At 49.7% G+C, this 19,001-nt stretch carries 12 protein-coding genes; 11 read left to right on the forward strand and 1 reads right to left on the reverse strand.

The features are described 5' to 3' along the window. The first annotated feature begins 142 nt into the window (after positions 1-142). From VFS25_RS20705 to VFS25_RS20715, 3 genes are all read left to right on the forward strand, one after another. On the forward strand, positions 143-3,310 hold the full coding sequence (locus VFS25_RS20705) for an efflux RND transporter permease subunit (RefSeq protein ID WP_326464085.1): 3,168 nt from the start codon (positions 143-145) through the stop codon (positions 3,308-3,310). Beyond that, positions 3,303-4,736 (forward strand): TolC family protein, encoded by a 1,434-nt coding sequence (locus tag VFS25_RS20710; protein WP_326464086.1) that lies wholly within the window; start codon positions 3,303-3,305, stop codon positions 4,734-4,736. The genes VFS25_RS20705 and VFS25_RS20710 overlap by 8 nt, the downstream gene beginning before the upstream one ends. A gap of 179 nt (positions 4,737-4,915) precedes the next feature. Continuing rightward, positions 4,916-5,953 (forward strand): DUF6340 family protein, encoded by a 1,038-nt coding sequence (locus VFS25_RS20715; protein WP_326464087.1) that lies wholly within the window; start codon positions 4,916-4,918, stop codon positions 5,951-5,953. A 4-nt stretch (positions 5,954-5,957) separates the two neighbouring features. Here the strand turns inward: VFS25_RS20715 and VFS25_RS20720 are convergent, their stop codons facing one another. Beyond that, the gene (locus tag VFS25_RS20720; RefSeq protein ID WP_326464088.1) at positions 5,958-6,758 is read right to left on the reverse strand and encodes an OmpA family protein; all 801 of its coding nucleotides are present in this window, start codon (positions 6,756-6,758) and stop codon (positions 5,958-5,960) included. Between the two features lie 217 nt (positions 6,759-6,975). Between VFS25_RS20720 and VFS25_RS20725 the strand changes: the two genes are divergently transcribed. The 8 genes from VFS25_RS20725 (at position 6,976) to VFS25_RS20760 (ending at position 18,933) form a co-directional block, all read left to right on the forward strand. Beyond that, on the forward strand, positions 6,976-7,626 hold the full coding sequence (locus tag VFS25_RS20725; RefSeq protein WP_326464089.1) for a FadR/GntR family transcriptional regulator: 651 nt from the start codon (positions 6,976-6,978) through the stop codon (positions 7,624-7,626). Positions 7,627-8,252: 626 nt separating this feature from the next. Further along, positions 8,253-9,491, forward strand: coding sequence for a sialidase family protein (locus tag VFS25_RS20730; RefSeq protein WP_326464090.1), 1,239 nt, complete (start codon positions 8,253-8,255; stop codon positions 9,489-9,491). Between the two features lie 65 nt (positions 9,492-9,556). Then, on the forward strand, positions 9,557-12,907 hold the full coding sequence (locus tag VFS25_RS20735; protein WP_326464091.1) for a SusC/RagA family TonB-linked outer membrane protein: 3,351 nt from the start codon (positions 9,557-9,559) through the stop codon (positions 12,905-12,907). A gap of 29 nt (positions 12,908-12,936) precedes the next feature. Continuing rightward, positions 12,937-14,409 (forward strand): RagB/SusD family nutrient uptake outer membrane protein, encoded by a 1,473-nt coding sequence (locus VFS25_RS20740; protein WP_326464092.1) that lies wholly within the window; start codon positions 12,937-12,939, stop codon positions 14,407-14,409. Between the two features lie 15 nt (positions 14,410-14,424). Then, positions 14,425-15,585, forward strand: coding sequence for a sialidase family protein (locus tag VFS25_RS20745; RefSeq protein WP_326464093.1), 1,161 nt, complete (start codon positions 14,425-14,427; stop codon positions 15,583-15,585). Between the two features lie 12 nt (positions 15,586-15,597). After that, positions 15,598-16,533 carry a dihydrodipicolinate synthase family protein gene (locus VFS25_RS20750; RefSeq protein WP_326464094.1) on the forward strand — a complete coding sequence of 312 codons (936 nt, stop codon included), beginning with the start codon at positions 15,598-15,600 and terminating at the stop codon, positions 16,531-16,533. 52 nt (positions 16,534-16,585) lie between these two features. Further along, the gene (locus tag VFS25_RS20755) at positions 16,586-17,668 is read left to right on the forward strand and encodes a galactose oxidase (RefSeq protein ID WP_326464095.1); all 1,083 of its coding nucleotides are present in this window, start codon (positions 16,586-16,588) and stop codon (positions 17,666-17,668) included. 29 nt (positions 17,669-17,697) lie between these two features. Further along, entirely contained in the window at positions 17,698-18,933 is a 1,236-nt protein-coding gene (locus VFS25_RS20760) for an MFS transporter (RefSeq protein ID WP_326464096.1), read from the forward strand. The last annotated feature ends 68 nt before the right edge of the window (positions 18,934-19,001 follow it).

Raw genomic sequence — 19,001 nt, forward strand, 5'->3', positions numbered from 1 at the left:
CTGAACATGATAAAATACTGCTGGAAGGAGTGCAAAAGGTGAGAGATAATGACCAGATCTCATACACTTACCAGGAACCCAAAGCAGTGATCTCTCATCTAAGACTGAAAGCTGAATAACTAAGCACTCAAAAAGTAATTACATGTTCGGTAATTTTATTAAAAGGCCCGTCCTTTCCATTATTATATCGCTCTTTATCCTCTTCCTGGGGATATTGGGCATCTCAAAGCTTCCCATAACACAGTTTCCCGCTATATCGCCGCCAACAGTAAAGGTTACGGCCGAATACCCGGGCGCTAACGGCGAACTGCTGGTGAGAACCGTTATCATTCCGCTGGAAAGAGCCATTAACGGCGTTCCCGGCATGAAGTATATGACCTCCGACGCTACCAATACCGGTGAGGCTAACATACAGATCATATTTGACCTGGGCACTGATCCCAAACAGGCTGCGTTAAATGTTCAGAACCGCATTGCGAAGGTGGTGAACAAGCTGCCGCCGCTGGTAATACGCGAAGGGTTGTTAACCAGCCTTGAGCAGCCGGCCATGCTGATGTATGTTAATCTTTACAGTAAGGATAAGCATACCGATGAAAGGTTCCTGTACAACTACGCCGATATTAATATACTGCCGGAGCTGCGGCGCTTAAAAGGCGTGGGTAATGCCCGCATATTGGGCACACGCGAATATTCCATGCGTATATGGCTAAAGCCCGACCGGATGCTGGCCTATAAGATCTCTGCTGAAGAGGTAATGAAGGCGCTGGGCGAACAAAGCCTGGAGGCCTCTCCCGGTAAAACCGGGGAAAGCTCGGGTAAACGTTCGCAGGCTTTTGAATACGTGTTGAAATATTCGGGAAGGTTCAGTACAAAGGAGGAGTACGAAAATATTATCCTGCGCGCGAATCCCAATGGCGAACTGCTTTACCTGAAAGACGTGGCGGATATTGAGTTCGGCAGCCTGTTCTACGATATTTATTCCAACCTGAACGGCCGGCCTTCGGCGGCTATTGTGCTAAAGCAATATTACGGCAGTAACGCCAGCCAGGTAATTGACGAAGTAAAAGCCACCCTGAAGAAGATCAAGGCCACCTCGTTTCCACCGGGAATGGACTATGAGATCAGCTATGACGTTTCCAAGTTTCTCGATGCTTCTATTGAAAAGGTAATTCATACGCTGGTAGAGGCATTCATACTGGTGGGGATAGTGGTATTTGTGTTCCTGGGCGACTGGCGCTCTACCCTTATTCCAACCCTGGCGGTGCCGGTGTCGCTTGTAGGGTCGTTTTTGTTCATGCAGCTATTCGGGCTTACGCTTAACCTTATTACGCTGTTTGCGCTGGTGCTGGCTATCGGTATTGTGGTGGATAACGCGATAGTGGTAATTGAAGCAGTGCATGCCAAAATGGAAGAGGAGCATCTTTCGCCGTACAAGGCTACCAAAAAAGTGGTTCATGAGATCAGCGGCGCTGTTATTGCCATTACCTTCCTGATGTCGGCAGTGTTTATACCGGTAGCATTTATGTCGGGCCCTGTAGGTATATTTTACCGGCAGTTTTCCATTACCATGGCTACTTCCATTGTGCTTTCCGGTATAATAGCGCTTACGCTTACGCCTGCGCTTTGCGCCATGATATTAAAGAATACGCATGGCATGCCGAAAAAGAAAACGCCCATAAACAGGTTCCTCGACAGCTTTAACAGGGGATTTGAGAAGATTACCGGCAGGTATACCGGTTTGCTGAAGCTGATAGTGAACCGCCGGGTGGTAACCTTTGCCATATTAATCGCCTTTTGCGTTGTTACATGGCTGTTAAGTAAAAGCGTTCCTTCCGGCTTTATTCCCAGTGAAGACCAGGGGATGATTTATGGTATTATACAGGCGCCGCCCGGTTCCTCACTGGAAAGAACCAACGAAATATCCGAACGGCTGCAGAAAATTGCCGAACATATTGAAGGCATACAATCTGTTTCCGCGCTGGCAGGTTATGAGGTGCTGACCGAAGGCACCGGCTCTAACTCCGGCACCTGTTTAATTAACCTGAAAAACTGGTCGGAGCGTAAGCACTCCGCAGCGGAAATTATCCGCGAGCTGGAAGAAAAGGCCAAAGACATCCCCGGCGCCACCATTGAATTCTTTCAGCCCCCCGCAGTACCGGGCTATGGCGCGGCAGGCGGTTTTGACCTGCGCCTGCTGGATAAAACCGGCAGCGGCGACTATAAGAAAATGGAAGCGGTGAACAGGGAGTTTGTAAATGCGCTGCGAAAACGCAAAGAGCTGGCGGCCATATTCTCTTTCTACAGCGCCAGCTACCCGCAGTACATGCTGAGGATCGACAACGCCATTGCCATGCAAAAAGGCGTTACCATTGCCAACGCCATGAAAACCCTTTCTACATTAATAGGAAGTAACTACGAAACCAGCTTTATCCGGTACGGCCGCCTTTACAAGGTAATGGTGCAGGCAGGGCCGCAATACCGGGCATTGCCTGCAGACATCCTGAAGCTGTATGTGAAAAATGACCGCGACGAGATGGTGCCGCTTTCCGACTTCATGAAGATGGAAAAGATATACGGGCTCAATGAAATTACCCGCTATAACATGTACACCTCATCGGCCATTAAAGGTGCGCCCGCGCCGGGGTACAGCAGCGGCGAAGCGATTGAAGCCATTAAAGAGGTAGCGGCCAAAACGCTGCCCAGGGGATATGACATAGACTGGGGCGGTATTACCAAAGATGAAATAGGCCGCGGAAATGAGGCGGTTATCATTTTCCTTATTTGCCTGGTGTTTGTGTACATGATCCTTTGCGCGCAGTATGAAAGCTTTTTACTGCCGCTGGTAGTAATTCTTTCCCTGCCGGTGGGTGTTTTCGGATCGTTGCTGATGCTGAAGGTAATGGGGCTGGAAAATAATATTTATGCCCAGGTAGGGCTGGTGATGCTGATTGGTTTGCTGGGTAAGAACGCTGTGTTGATAGTAGAGTTTGCGGTGCAGAAACACCGTTCCGGTGAAACCGTGCTCAATGCAGCAATAGAAGGCGCCAAAACGCGTTTCCGGCCCATATTAATGACCTCATTCGCCTTTATTGCAGGGTTAATTCCCCTGGTATTTGCTACGGGGCCGGGCGCCGTTGGTAACCGCACTATCGGTACTGCTGCTGCAGGGGGTATGCTTTTCGGAACCGTCTTCGGAGTGATCATCGTTCCCGGGTTGTACTACGTATTCGGCAAAATGGCTGAAAAACGTAAGCTGATTAAAGATGAAGAAGAGAATCCTCTAACCGAAGAAATTGATCACAATGTTTAAAGGAAAAATATATAAATGTATAGGAGCAGCCGGCATATTGTTAGCCTATGCGGCCTGTAAAATTCCCGCTGTAGTTGAAAAAACAGCCAACAATACAGTGCCTGCCAGCTATAACAATTCGCACGATACTGTTAATACAGCAACCGTAAAGTGGAAGAACTACTTTACGGACCCATACCTGGATGCGCTGATTGACACGGCGTTGAAAAACAACCAGGAGCTGAATATCACCTTACAGGAAATAACCATTGCCGGTAATGAAATAAGGGCCAGTAAAGGCGAGTACCTGCCGCTTGTTGGCATAAGAGGCGCAGCAGGTGTTGACAAGGTAGGCCGCTACACCAGCGAAGGCGCCAGTGAGCATAACCTTGAGATCAGGCCGGGCAAAGAAACGCCCGAACCTTTGCCGGACTACCTGGTGGGAGCTTATGCTGCCTGGGAGGTGGATATATGGAATAAGCTGCATAATGCAAAAAAAGCAGCCGTAACCCGGTACCTGTCAACCGTTGAAGGGAAAAATTTCATGGTCACTAACCTGATCGCTGAAATTGCCAATTCATATTATGAGCTGCTGGCGCTGGATAACCAGCTGGACATCGTGAAAAAGAATATTGAGATACAAAATAATGCGCTGGAAATAGTAAAGCTGCAGAAAGAATCTACCCGGGTTACGGAACTGGCTGTACGTAAATTTGAAGCTGAGGTATACAACACCAGGAGCCTTCAGTACGACATTCAGCAAAAGATTACGGAAACGGAGAACAGGATCAATTTCCTGGTGGGCAGGTACCCCCAGCATATTCAAAGGAACTACCAGGCTTTCAGCAACCTGGTGCCTGATACCATTCATGCCGGTATTCCCTCCCAGTTACTGGCCAACCGTCCTGATATTAAACAGGCCGAGCTGGACCTGGAAGCAGCCAAGTTGGATGTAAAGGTAGCAAAGGCCAGGTTTTATCCTTCCCTGGGTATATCTGCATCTTTGGGTTACCAGGCATTTAACCCGTCGTACCTGCTAACCACGCCCGAATCGCTGATCTATTCGCTGGCCGGTGACCTCACTGCGCCGCTGATCAATAAAAATGCAATAAAAGCAACGTATTATAGCGCTAATGCAAAGCAGGTGCAGGCTGTTTACAATTACGAACGCGCTATTTTAAATGCCTACATCGAAGTGGCCAACCAGCTGTCAAAGATCAGCAACCTTGAAAAAAGTTATGATCTGAAATCAAAGCAGGTGCAAACGCTTACGGAATCCATTACTATTTCAAACGACCTTTTCAAATCGTCCAGGGCGGATTATATGGAGGTATTGATGACGCAACGTGATGCGTTGGAGTCGAAATTTGAATTGATTGAAACGAAAAAAGAGCAGATGAATGCCCTGGTTAATATTTACCGGGCCCTGGGCGGAGGATGGAATTAAACAGGAGATGTTGATAGATCAATAGGTGTTAAGAAACCGGAAGCCGCTGATTGCCAGCGGCTTTTTGGTTTTTAAAGCCCGGCATCATACATATGTGTTATATTTATTATATTGGCATGGAATATGCGATAGCATATGGGGGACAAATTCAACATCACCTGGGCAAATCACTACTACCTATGAAAAAAATACTTTCCATCGCGCTGGTCACTATCAGCTTATATGCCTGCCGCTCAACCAACCTGGTAACAATAAGTGTTTTACATCCCGCACCGGTAACCATGCCGGGCAACATCAAAAATGTAGGGATTGTAAACAGAAGCCTTATCAAGCCTAAGAATAAGGCGCTGGATGTGGTAGACAAAGTGCTGTCAATAGAAGGGGATAGCCTCGACATCCGCGCTGCGCATGCAGGCGTTACAGGGCTGGCGGATGAGCTGATCAAGAATAACCGCTTTTCCAGTGTTACGGTGTTCAACAGCATTGATCTCAGGAGCAATGTGCCCGGGCAGTTTCCGGCTCCCCTGGACTGGGATGACGTAGACAATATTTGTAAGGAAAGGGGGGTAGATGCATTATTTGCATTGGAGCTGTTTGATACAGACTCCAAAGTAAGCTATGCTGCTGTTCCCATATCTATGAAAACGCCATTGGGGAATATACCGGGTATTGAGCATCATGCCAATATGCTTACCACTGTTAAAACCGGCTGGCGCATATATGATCCTGCACAGCGGGTAATACTGGATGAATACCCGCTGGCCACCAACATTACCTTTTCAGGGAAGGGGGTAAATCCTGTTGCTGCCGCAGGCGCTATTATGAACCGGCAGGAAGCATTGAAAACCGTTAGCGGCCAGGCCGGCCAGGAATATGCCCGCCGCTTAATCCCATTCTGGATAAGGGTTTCAAGAGATTATTATGTGAGGGGCACAGAAAATTTTAAAATTGCGAAACGCAAGGCGCAAACAGGCAACTGGGAGGGCGCCGCTGAACTATGGAAAAAAGAAACAGCGGCTGCGAGCAGCAAAGTTGCAGGCCGGGCCTGTTACAATATGGCTATTATCTGTGAAATAAATGGCGACCTTGACCTGGCCATACAATGGGCGCAAAAGGCATACGAGAATTATAACAATCACCTGGCGCTGCGCTACGTTAATATACTTAAGCACAGGAAAGAGAATGATGAAGTGTTAAAATTCCAGCAGCAAAACTGATGCGTCACGTTCCCAGCAGCTTATACAACTCATCCAGCCTGGGAGAAAGTATGATCTCCGTTCTCCTGTTTTTGGCCCTGCCTTCGGGGGTGCTGTTGCTTTCAACCGGGTCGTACTGGCTATGGCCGGAGGCTACCACCTTGGTAGGATCTACATGGTAGGTATTCACCAGTATTCTTACAATAGCAGTGGCCCGGGCAGTGCTAAGCGCCCAGTTATCGGGGTATTTGCCGCGGATGGGAATAGAATCGGTGTGGCCTTCAATATCAACTGAAATATCCGGGTTAACGATCAGCACCTCTGCCAGTTTGCTGAGCGCTTCCTTACCCTTGGTGTTCACCTCCGCGCTGCCGGAAGGGAACAGCAGGTTTTCACTAAGGCTCACATATACCTTCCCGTTCTTTTGTGTAACGGTTAATTCATTTGAGCTAAACCCGCTCAGGGCGTCGGTCATTTTTTTCCGCAATTCCGCAGCTTTTTGTTTTTGCTGGTCGAGCAGCGACTGCAGCTGCTCCAGCTTTTGCTGCTGGCGGGCATATGCCTCACGGCTGCTGCTTAACTGGTTTTGCGTGGCGCTGGCGTTTTGTGAAATTTTTTCGTTGGCAGCTTTCAGCTCCCGGATCTGTTGTTCCAGCTCCGCAATGTTTGCTTTCAGGTTATTGACCCTGTTGGCCAGCGTTGCGCTGTCGTTTTTTGACAGGCGTAAAGCAACCTGGGAGTCGAGGTATTTCCTCTTTGAAACGCAGCTTGCCATTAGCAATACTGTTACAATTAATACCGGGAACGTTCTTCCAATGTTCTTCATGATGAAACTTTTGGATTAATATAAAAATAGTGGTGTGCCGTAAATTGACAAACATTATGCCTAAACAGCAACCCTGCCAGTGCCTTTGGCAGCGCGCCTGCGCGGCAAAGGTCCAATATAATATAATTGTAGCGGCAATTTCTTTATATATTTGTTTACTTGTAGTACAAAACAAGCATATATGGTTAATGGTATTAAGCCAATTTCATCCAGGTCCATGGCTGAACAAGTGGAAGTGAGCCTGCGGGAGTATTTTGCACAGAAAGCTTTTAAACCGGGCGACCCCCTGCCCACGGAACTTGAGCTGGCGGCGGCGCTGGGCGTAAGCCGCAACGTGGTAAGGGAAGCGTTAAGCCGCTTTAAGATGCTGGGCATCATAGAGGCAAAGAAAAAAGCAGGCATGGTTATTTCCAACCCTGATATTGTAGGCACCTTTGAAAAGGTGCTCACCCCTGAAATAATGGACGAAGCCACGCTGCAGGACATGTTTGAGCTAAGGCTGGTGCTGGAAACGGGCATTGCCGATCTTTTATACATCCGCAAAACTGAAAAAGACCTGGACGAGCTGGAAGAAATTGCCGCCCGTGAAGTGAAAGACAATAATAATTTCCGCATCAACAACGAGATCGCCTTTCACAGCAAGCTGTATGAAATGACCGGCAACAATACGCTGAAGCGGTTCCAGAACCTGCTGCTGCCCATTTTCGGCTTTGTAATAAAGCTGGAAAAGAAGAAGGTTATTTCCGGGAAGGTAACGCACCAGGACCTGGTAAAAATATTGAGAAAAGGAACAGTAAAAGAATTTAAAGAGGGCATGCTATCCCACCTGCAACCGCACTTTGACCGGGTAAAGAATTTTAAGAAATAGATTTAACCGGCGCGGCAGCTTTCAGGGAGGGGACAGGAGGTATCTGAAATACGTGAAGGGCCGTGGAGGCGCCTGAACGGACCGCTGCCTTCATTGTGTGGAGGGACAATTGAAGAAAGATCGCTGCTTTTGTGACTAACATATAAAAGAAGATTACACCGTGCTTTTGATGCGGCGTTCTTGTCTTTTTCCGGATTTTATAAGAGTCTTATAACGCATTAACCTATCAGTGCCTGCAGACTGCTTGCCCCGCCGCATTTTTCCGGCCTTTTATAAATGCTTTTAATGCCATGTTTAACCTGGTTGCCGCCGGCGCTGCCGTTCAATCAACCTGCGCTGCTTATGAACTGTTGCTGCTCCTCAACCTTTCACGCTTATAAATATCCTTAATGCGGCCTGCAATAGGTACAGCATTATTAGCCCGCCCTTGCTTCAGCCACTATCACGGCGGCCGGATATTTTCCCATATTTAAATGCCCTGAAATACAATACCCTACCGGTTTACAGCCCATTTTACCCCCTGCATTTTTCCATTACCTGAAAAATTCTGCAAAAAAAATTTCTGTAATCTAAAAACAATTTCTACATTTATTATGTAGTACATAACTACTAATAAACTTTACGTTATGAAATTCGCAATTCCACCGTTGGGAAACTGCACACTCATTGCTGTTGCCTGCCTGCTTTTTACCGCATGTAAAAAAAGCGGCGCAGAACAGCGGTTGCAACCTGTACCCACAACAGGTAAAAATGCGGTAATGGCTGCCACCGCCGCCGCACAATCACACAGCTATATGAAGCTTTTCGACGGCGGCCCCAGTGGCCAGCACTCCTTCCGCATTCCCTCCATTGTTAAAACAAAAAACGGAACCCTGGTAGCCATCTGCGAATGCAGGCGCTGGAACAATTCCGACTGGGGGGATATTAATGTAGTATACAAGCGCTCTTTTGACAACGGCGCCACCTGGACCGCCATGGGCGAAATTGCCGCTTCCGGCGATGACACCTGGGGCAATCCTACTTCCGTGTATGACCCTTCTTACGGCACCAATGGCCGTATATGGGTGTTTATGTCATGGAACGATGGTGCGCTCACTGCCATCAGCCAGGTTGATACCTGGGGCGAAAGAAAGGTGTACTCCAGCTATAGCGATGATATGGGCGCTACCTGGTCAACGCCGGCTGACAGAACCGCCGCACTGCTGCCGCCGGGCTACACCTGGGACGCCGTTGGCCCGGGCATTGGTATTGTTACACAGTTCAACCATCCCGGCAGGATCATTATTCCGGCCAAAGGCCGTAACATTTACAGCGATGACCACGGCGCCACCTGGCAGTATGCATTGGCGCCCGCGGGCTCCGATGAAGGCACCATTGTGGAGCTGATGGATGGCCGGTTAATGCGGAACGACCGTCCCGTGAGCAGCCAGTGGGAGCTTTCCAAAAGAAGAAGGGTATCTGCAGGCTCCATTGAGAGCGGCTTTCCTGCCTTTACATCCGATAACACCCTGCTGGATCCCAAGTGCGAAGCATCTATTCTTCGCTATAATACAGATGCGCCGCACCGCATTGTGTTCCTGAACTCGGCCAGCACCGTTACCCGCGGGAAAATGCGGGTGCGCATCAGCTACGACGACGGGCAAACCTGGCCAATAAGCAGGCGTATCTATGATTGGCTTACAGAAGATGAAGCGCAGCAGCAGGGCAAAGGAGGCTATTCCAGTATGATAAAAACCTCCGACTACCATGTGGCTGCCTTAATAGAAGTGAACGAAGATACCGGTAACAATTCCACCAGCCACCGGTCAATAGAATTCCACAAGTTCAACCTCCCCTGGATGTTGAACGGAAATCCTGAACCTTAATACAAAACATACATCCCTTACCAGGCATGCTGCCAATTATTTTGAAACTTTTCAACAAGATGCAAATGACATTCTTCAGAATTTGCTGCTGCTTCCTTTTCCTGTTCGGTATACAGGAAGGTTATAGCCAGACCAACACGTTCACGGTATCAGGGACAGTCCGTGACTCGGCCAACAATGAACCGCTTATAGGAGTAAGCATCTCCGTAAAAGGCCGGCCTGCATCCGGCACAGTTACCGATGCCTCCGGCCATTACACCTTAAACATTGCTTCCGGCAGCGCAACGCTTTTATTCCGGATGATCAACTATGCCGCAAAAGAAATTCCGGTGAACAATAAGCATGAACATAATATTGTGCTGGCCACCACCTCCTCACAGCTGGGAGAAGTATTGGTAGTGGGTTACACGGAACAATCCACCAAAAAGAACACGGCCGCCATTGCCAAGCTGGATGTGGCGGAGCTGGAAAACAATCCCAATCCTAACCCTGTACAGGCATTGCAGGGTAAGGTAGCGGGTGTATCTATTCCCATTACACAGGGGCAGCCGGGCATAGGCGCCACCAACATTATTATCCGCGGCGGCACCAAGCCCAATGCTTATGGTTCCGGTTTAGGTAATAATAACGGTGCTGCAGTAGGTTCATCAGACGGTAACAATCCGCTGGTGATCATAGACGGTGTGTTCCGGTCAATAAATGATGTGAACCCGGACGACATTGCATCGCTGCAGGTAATGAAAGATGCGGCTTCCACCGCTATTTACGGCGCCCGCGGCGCTAACGGCGTTATTGTTATTAAAACAAAAAGGGGCCGGCTTAATCAAAAATCCAGCATTACCTTCAGCCACCGTACTACCTGGGAAACACAGGCCCGCGACTATGATTACCTGTCGGCAGAACAGTACCTGCGCCTGGCGCGCACCACGGTTGCCAATACAGACGATGCTATTAATAAAGACAACCTCCTGAATAACGGCGGCTTTTCCGCCGGTACCCGCATATTCACCAAACCGGGCGAGTATGGCAAAAGCACATACCTGACCGCGTTGTATGATAACATTGTAGACGTGGAAGGCCAGGCCTATGTAGACAACCTGCTGGCCAAAGGCTGGAAAACAATGGACGATCCCATTAATCCCGGTACAAAGCTGCTGTACGCCGATAACCATTACCAGGACATGCTGTGGAAAACCGGTATCAGCAACACCGATAATGTAACGCTCAGCGGCGGTACGGATAAAGCGGATTATAATTTCTCCATGGGCTATACCGATCAGAAAGGCGTGCTGGTAGGCACCGCGTACAAGCGCTATAATGTGCTTGGCAACTTCGGCTACCAGGCTGCCGACAACCTGAAGCTGGACTTTATGGTCAACTACCAGAACGTGATCCCCAAGTATGTAGATGCTTACCAGAACGACCTGGTGCGGGCCATCCGCATTACCCCGCTTATCAGGATATTTAAGGATGACGGCAATCCTGCACCGGGTGAGCTATACACAGTAAGGAACCGTTTTCACACGCTGAAATATGATGATATGCGGACCTCTACCGAACGTATTGTAACACGCGTAGGCGCCGACTGGACAATCATTAAAGGGCTGCACTATAAACCTTCGCTTTCTTATTATATGGATGACTACCGGGAGCTGTTCATGAGAAAAGCCACACCCCCGGATGAGATACAGCCTTCTATGCAGCGCTGGAAAGACGACTACACCAACGACTCACGGCAGCTGATGGTAGACCAGGTATTGCAATATGATTTCAGCGTGCAGCAGGACCATCATGTTACTGTGCTGGCGGGCATGAACTATACACGCAATACCAACCACATTAAGGACATGGGCTCCCAGCGTGCTACCAACGATTATATCTATACCATAGACGAGCCTACCACTACTGTGATCAATGGTTCTGTATTCAGCAACGTGGTAGATTTTGCCACCAACCTGGGAGAAACAAGGTCAGCCAGCTTCTTCGGGCAGTTCAGCTATGATTATAAAACCAGGTACATGCTGGGCGGCACCCTGCGTTATGACGGGTTCTCCAACTTTGCACCGGAAAATAAATACGCGTTGTTCCCCTCCATATCCGCCGGCTGGAACATTGACCGGGAATCTTTCTGGAAGAGCAAAGTTGTAAACGGTCTTAAGCTGCGCGGCAGCTGGGGCATTGCAGGGTTAAGCACTTTAAGCCTGGCAGATACTTACGGAGAATATTCATCCGTTAGCTATGCCATGTATTCCGGCATTTTGCGGTCGGGGTTATCCAACGTTAACCTGCGCTGGGAGTCAACCGTTACTACCGACCTGGCCGTGGACGCATCTTTCTTCAATAACCGGCTTAATCTTTCTGTTGATTATTATAACAAGCTTACCAAAGACCGTCTTACTTCCAAACCGCTGCCTTCAGAAGCGCCTTTTACCACCATCACCTATAACAACGGCGCATTACGCAACCGTGGTGTTGAAATAGCCATCGGCGGCACCGTTATCCGTTCGGGGGCCTTTGCCTGGAATGCGAATTTCTCATTTGCATTCAACAGAACAATGATTACCCAATTGCCGGAAAACGGGCGCGACAAGAACCGACAGGGCGGCGATATTATTTTTGATAAAGCCAGTGGTAAGGAAATAGAAGCCGGTGGCTTCGCAGAAGGCGAACGGCCATACGGCATATGGGCTTATAATGTGCTGGGGGTATTTGCCACGGATGAAGAAGCTGCAGCATGGAACGCGCGCATTAAAGACACCAAGGCCTCTCCGCAGGGTATTCTTGTAGGCAAGCGGGCCGGGGATTTTATTTTTGACGATGTTAATAACGACGGTGTAATAGACACCAAAGACCAGGTATTTATGGGCTACCGCAACCCCGATAAGATAGGCGGTATTCAGAATACATTCACCTACAAAAGGCTCTCTTTAAGGATCACGGCAGATTATGCCATGGGCCACATTATCAGCAACGGCGCGCTGGCACGTTCCCTTGGCCAGGGCAGGGCATTTAATGAAGGCGCCCCCGCAGAAGCACTGGGACCGGATATATGGAAACAGTCGGGTGATGTTGGTAAAAAATATGCGCGCTTCTCTTTTGCGGATTATGACTTCGGGCAGCGCAACTACCTGCGCAGCGCTACGCTGGGCAATAACCAGGGCTACGGGTCAGATGTGTCTGTAATGTACCAGAAAGGCGATTTCCTGGCCCTGCGCGAGATCACGCTGTCATATGATTTCCCGGTTAGCATGCTCAATAAGTTCAAAGCCAGCAGCCTGAATGTTTTTGCAAGCGTGTATAATATCGGCTATATCACTGCTTATAAAGGGCTGAACCCTGAAATATACAGCGGCTTTGATCCCGGCGGCTATCCGCGTCCGCGGCAGTTTTCACTGGGCGCAAACCTGCGATTCTGATTTTTTTAGATTGAGTAAACACGGCTTTTATGAAAAAAATATGCTTAAATATATTAACAGTGCTGATTCCGGTATTCCTGGTAATAGGGTGTACGGATATATTGGAAGTAACGCCGCAGTCCGATATTACGGAACAGGTGTTCTTTAAAAATGAAAGCGACTTTGAACCTAACGTAGCAGGCATTTACACTGTGCTGCGCAGCCTGGCTAATAACGTAACTTATGGCATGGAAAGAGGGGAGGAGCTTATCTCTGCTTCCAACTCACGGTTTACTGTTGCCTGGTCGCACACCTTATCGCCTTCATCCGGGGCGGTAAACTACGCTGAATGGTACCGCGGCATAGGCCATTGCAATTTGCTGCTGGATAAAATAAAAGGTTTTTCCTTCAGCACTAATCCTGACCTGCGTAAAAAGATAGTGGGCGAAACCTATGCTTTACGCGCGTACTTTTATTTTCACCTGGTAAGGGTAATTGGCGATGCGCCCATTATGCTGGATCCTGTGGTGGATGAAAACGTGCCGCAGCTGCCCCGCTCTCCTGCAAAGGATGTAATGAAGCAGATACAGGCCGACCTGGATTCTGCCATACAGAATTTTACCGGTATGGCCAGCTTTTCCCCCACCAGCTATCCTTCCAAATACCGCTTTGCATATGGATCTGCGCTGGCATTAAAGGCCGATGCGCTTTTGTGGAGCGCCAAAGTGCTGGGTGGCGGCGATGCCGACCTGCAGGCTGCCATTACTGCTATTGGCAGTATAGAAACCACCGGGTTAAGCCTGAACGAAAATTTTGGAAATGTAACAGGCGTAAGGGCATCCTCCAACAAAGAAGTGCTGATGGCTGCCTACTACCAGCGGGATGAAACACCGTCGGGCAACTATGCAAAGAATGCGCTGCCCTTCCTGTCTATCATCCAGGGAGCGCTTAATCTCGACTCAATTCCTTATGCCGTATCTTCGGGCAATGGCCAGGGCGCTTACCAGATAAGCCCTTTGTCTAAATCGTTGTTCACCAACAATGCGGATAAACGCATTCCGTTTACCTGGATATTGGAAAGGCAAACCTCCGGCCCTAAAGTATCGTGGATCACCAAATACCCCGGTACCAAGTATTCTGATGACAGGATCCCGGATAATGACCTTATTCTTTACAGACTCGCAGATGTGTATTTAATGAAGGCCGAAGCCTATGCAGCGCTGAATGATGTTGCCAATGCAACCAAATACCTGAACTATGTGCGTGCAAGGGCCGGCACCGGCGACTATGCAGGCGCTATGACCAAAGCTGCCGTGGAAAGGGAAATACTGGATGAACGCGGCCGCGAGCTTTATTTTGAAAACAAACGCTGGTTCGACCTGGTGCGTTTCCATAAAGGAGGTACCATTGATGTATATACGTATGTACCCAACCTGGCCGGTAAAAGCACGCCGCTGTTCTGGCCTGTTAACAGCACGGTAATGGCAAACAACCCGAACATTGAACAAACGGACGGCTACTAAACCCAAGGAAAAATAATGACGTACAGAAATCTTTTCTTTCTGCTGCTGGCTGCAGGTGTGGTAACACAATCCTGCAGCAGCAGCAAACACACCACCGCCGGGCAGGCAGTTGAAAGCCATGTGGTGTATGAACCGGGCGGCATTTATACCTCCATGCGCATACCTGCGCTGGTAATAACAAAGCAAAATACCCTGCTTGCTTTTTGTGAAGCCAGGATAGGAAGCGCCAGCGACTGGGCCGGTATGCACCTGGCCCTGCGTAGGAGCACAGATGAGGGTAAAACCTGGAGCGGGATCACGGTGATTGACAGCAGCCGTGAGTACCCTGCGGGCAACCCGGTGCCTATTGTGGATGATAATGGCACCATCCATTTGCTGTACCAGAAGAATTATAATGAAGGTTATTATACCTGGTCGGCAGATGACGGCCGCACCTGGGCAACGCCGGTTAACATTACTTCGGTGTATGACCAGTTTAGAAACGAATATAGCTGGAAGGTGCTGGCGCCTGGCCCCGGCCATGGCATTCAGCTAAAGAACGGAAGGCTGCTGGCTGCTGCATGGCTGGCCAATTCACGCAGGCTTACGCCGCACCGGAGCCACTGGCCTTCATGCCTGGTTACCATTTACAGCGATGATCATGGTAAAACATGGCAGCGCGGGGCCATTGTAGCAGATAGTTCTGCCGCCGTTGCCAATCCCAGCGAAAGCACGCCGGTGCAGCTGGCAGACGGGCGGGTGCTGCTTAGCATACGTACGGCCACACCGGTTAAAAGAAGAGCGTTCAGCATCAGTAACACCGGCATATCAGGCTGGAGCCCGGTATGGTTTGAGGATGAGCTGTTTGACCCCACCTGCATGGCCAGCATTATAAGTCTGCCTGCGCTGGAAAATAACGGTCATATACCGCTTTTATTTGCCAACCCTGATAGCAGGAATATTGAAAAGCATCCGCGCCGGAACCTTACGGTAAAGGTATCTTATGATGATGGTAAAACCTGGCCGGTACAGCAGGTGCTGGACAGCGGGCCTTCGGGGTACAGCGATATGGCAGTGGGTAGGCAGAACACCGTGTACTGCCTGTATGAAACCAATACTAAAAATTTTAAAGGCTTCAACTATAGCCTGGTGCTGAAAAAATTTAACGCAGCATGGATAACAAAAAATAAAAAATAACATAGCAAAGCAATGAGAATAAAAGGACTGATAGCTGCTACATTCAGCACATTCAAAGAAGATGGTTCGGTAGATCTTTCCCTTATACCCGCCCTGGTAGAAAAACTGATCGGTGATGGCGTGCAAGGCGTTTTTATCTGCGGCACAAACGGGGAGGGGCCTAACCTTACCATTGAGGAGCGGATGGCCATTACAGAAGCATATGTGAAAGCGGTGAACAAACGCTGCCTGGTGCTGGTACATGTGGGGCACCCGTCCATAGCAGATGCACGCAAGCTGGCTGCGCACGCAAAAGCAGCAGGCGCAGATGCAATATCCGCGGTAGCGGCGTTCTACTTCAAACCTACATCTGCAAACAACCTGGTCGATTGCATGGCGGAAATTGCATCGGCTGCGCCGGACATGCCTTTTTATTACTATCACATACCGGTTATGACTGGTGTGGCGTTAGACCTGCTGGAGTTTCTGCGGCTGGCGGAAACCCGTATACCCAACCTGGCTGGTATCAAATACACCGCAGCTACCCTGCATGAATACCAGGCATGCCTGAATTACAAGAACGGAAAATATGATATATTGTACGGGTATGACGAGCTGCTGCTTTCTGCGCTGGCAGTGGGCGCACAGGGTGCCATTGGCAGCACCTATACTTTTGCAGCGCCCCTGTATCTTAAGCTGATGGCGTACTTTCGTGAAGGTAAGCTGCCCGAAGCCCGGCAAATGCAGCTGCATGCCGTTAATATGATACGCTGCCTTTCCCGTTTTGGGCCTATTCCCACGCAAAAAACTATTTTGAAGCTGCTGGGCACCAACCTGGGCCCGTGCCGTTTACCGCTGGTAAGCCTTTCTGCACAACAGGAACAGGAAATAAGCCGTTACCTGGATGAGATAAAGTTTGCAGAAGTGCTGCAGTCCGTTGCACAGGGTACTGCGGTAAACCACAAGTAATGGAGTAATGAAACACACTTTTTATTTCATATTTATTTTCTTAACCTGCTGTATGGCTGAAAGTTGTTTGATGGGCGGAAACACGGTTTCGCAGGCGGGGTATCACTGGGATACGCTGCCTGCCATCCCGGATAGTATTGGATTTGCCGGATCGTTTGCCGGTGTTGCAAATAATGTATTGATTGTTGCCGGCGGCAGTAATTTCCCGGATGGCGGCACGCCCTGGAACGGCGGAAAAAAAGTTTGGTCTGACCGGGTATTTGTGCTGGAGCACCCGGATGGAGCCTGGAAAGAAGCCGGCCGGCTGCCCCGCCCACTGGGATATGGCGCATCCATTTCAACAGGCAAAGGATTGATATGCATCGGCGGCAGCAATGCTGCGGGCCATTACAGCGATGTTTTCCTGTTAAACTGGCAGCAGGGGCGTATTGTTATTACCTCCCTGCCTTCGCTGCCGGCGCCGCTGGCCAATACGTGCGGCGCCCTGGCAGACAGCTGTATTTATGTTGCAGGCGGCCTGCGAACGCCGGATGCCACTGAAACCACGCACGATTTTTTTATGCTGGACCTGGAAGATACTGCCGCTATGCGCTGGCGTGCGCTTCCGGCCTGGCCCGGCCCTTCGCGCATGCTGAGCGTTGCCGGCGCTTTACAGCATGATTTTTTCCTGTTCAGCGGTGCAACGTTAAAGAACGGGCAGCGTGAGTATTTAAAAGATGCCTACAGCTACAATATTCATACAGGCTGGCGTAAGTGCGCAGATATGCCGTTAGCAACGGTAGCTGCGCCAACGCCGGCATGGGCCGGCAATAACCATGCGCTGGTTGTTTTTGGCGGCGATTCCGGTAAAGATGCGGCGCAGGCAGCCACGTTGCGGGAACACCATCCTGGTTTTTCTGATGAGATACTTACCTATGACCTTACAAAAAACAGCTGGATGCAAACCGGGAAAATATACACCCGCCATGATACAGCTGCAGTTACCAATCCCAATGCAGGCATATGGGCGCCGGTAACCACCACCTTTGTGCAATGGAACGGGCTATTGGTATTTCCCGGCGGTGAGGTACGCCCCGGAACAAGAACGCCGCATGTGCTCACTGCAACAGCAGTGAATGGCAGCCCGCAACATTGATCATATATTTAATTACTGCATTGGAAAAGATGAAACACGCAAAATATTATCCTTGGCTGGTTGTGGCGCTGCTTTGGGGGGTGGCCATGCTAAACTACCTGGACCGGCAAATGCTCTCCACCATGAAACCATCCATACAGCTGGATATACCGGAGCTGGAAAGCGCCACCAACTTCGGGCGCTTAATGGCGGTGTTCCTGTGGATTTACGGTTTTATGTCGCCGGTATCTGGTATTGTTGCGGATAAGGTTAGCAGGAAGTGGCTGATTGTAGGCAGCCTGTTCGTATGGTCGGCAGTTACGCTGCTTATGAGCTATGCTACCGGTTTTAACCAGCTGTACTGGCTAAGGGCTATTATGGGTATAAGTGAGGCATTGTATATACCTGCCGCGCTGTCGCTGATAGCAGACTACCACAGCTCCTCCACCCGCTCGCTGGCAGTAGGCATACACATGACAGGGCTGTATATGGGGCAGGCGCTGGGCGGGTTTGGCGCTACCATTGCAGCGGCTTATTCGTGGCAGTTTACTTTTCACAGCATTGGCCTTATCGGCATCGTTTATGCGGTACTGTTAGTACTGTTCCTGAAAGAAAAGCGGCCGCTTGCAATACCGGCGTTGCGCAATACGCGCGAGTCCCCGCATTTTTTGCGCGGCCTGCGGTACCTGTTGCCGCTGTTGCCTTTCTGGATTATTTTGCTGTATTTTTCCATTCCAAGCATACCTGGCTGGGCCATCAAAAACTGGCTGCCCACGCTTTTTTCCAACAGCCTGCATGTGCCTATGAGCGAGGCCGGCCCGGTAGCTACCATTACCATTGCCGCCAGCTCCTTTATAGGTGTTGTTATAGGCGGCCTGCTGTCGGACCGTTGGGTGCAGCACCACGTAAAAGGGCGTGTATACACCAGCGCTATAGGGTTATCGCTCACCATACCGGCGCTGTTCCTGCTCGGAATAGGACATTCCACTTTTTACCTGGTTGCTTCCGCTTTTTGTTTTGGTATTGGCTTTGGTATGTTCGATGCCAACAACATGCCAATACTTTGCCAGTTTGTTCCCCCGCAGTACAGGGCTACGGCCTATGGCATCATGAACATGGGCGGGGTGTTTTCCGGGGCCTTCATCACCAACTTCCTGGGCCGCTCTACCGACGCCGGCCACCTGGGGCGTGATTTTGCTTTTATGTCGCTGGTGATACTGGCTGCTGTTGCTATGCTGCTGGTGTTCCTGCGGCCCAAGGTAAAAGATGCCGTTGAGCTGTCCTGAGCAGCTGTGCAGCATAATAGCGCTGTATGACTGTTATTAGCGGATATTAATGTATATGCTCAATGTAC

Source organism: Chitinophaga sp. (genome assembly GCF_035761305.1).
In the GTDB taxonomy this organism is placed as follows: domain Bacteria; phylum Bacteroidota; class Bacteroidia; order Chitinophagales; family Chitinophagaceae; genus Chitinophaga.

Coding starts and splice junctions, on each gene's coding strand:
- VFS25_RS20715 (WP_326464087.1), top strand. CDS start 4,916: ATGAAAAAAATACTTTCCATCGCGCTGGTCACTATCAGCTTATATGCC.
- VFS25_RS20755 (WP_326464095.1), top strand. CDS start 16,586: ATGGCTGAAAGTTGTTTGATGGGCGGAAACACGGTTTCGCAGGCGGGG.
- VFS25_RS20740 (WP_326464092.1), top strand. CDS start 12,937: ATGAAAAAAATATGCTTAAATATATTAACAGTGCTGATTCCGGTATTC.
- VFS25_RS20725 (WP_326464089.1), top strand. CDS start 6,976: ATGGCTGAACAAGTGGAAGTGAGCCTGCGGGAGTATTTTGCACAGAAA.
- VFS25_RS20720 (WP_326464088.1), bottom strand. CDS start 6,758: ATGAAGAACATTGGAAGAACGTTCCCGGTATTAATTGTAACAGTATTG.
- VFS25_RS20760 (WP_326464096.1), top strand. CDS start 17,698: ATGAAACACGCAAAATATTATCCTTGGCTGGTTGTGGCGCTGCTTTGG.
- VFS25_RS20710 (WP_326464086.1), top strand. CDS start 3,303: ATGTTTAAAGGAAAAATATATAAATGTATAGGAGCAGCCGGCATATTG.
- VFS25_RS20745 (WP_326464093.1), top strand. CDS start 14,425: ATGACGTACAGAAATCTTTTCTTTCTGCTGCTGGCTGCAGGTGTGGTA.
- VFS25_RS20750 (WP_326464094.1), top strand. CDS start 15,598: ATGAGAATAAAAGGACTGATAGCTGCTACATTCAGCACATTCAAAGAA.
- VFS25_RS20735 (WP_326464091.1), top strand. CDS start 9,557: ATGACATTCTTCAGAATTTGCTGCTGCTTCCTTTTCCTGTTCGGTATA.
- VFS25_RS20705 (WP_326464085.1), top strand. CDS start 143: ATGTTCGGTAATTTTATTAAAAGGCCCGTCCTTTCCATTATTATATCG.
- VFS25_RS20730 (WP_326464090.1), top strand. CDS start 8,253: ATGAAATTCGCAATTCCACCGTTGGGAAACTGCACACTCATTGCTGTT.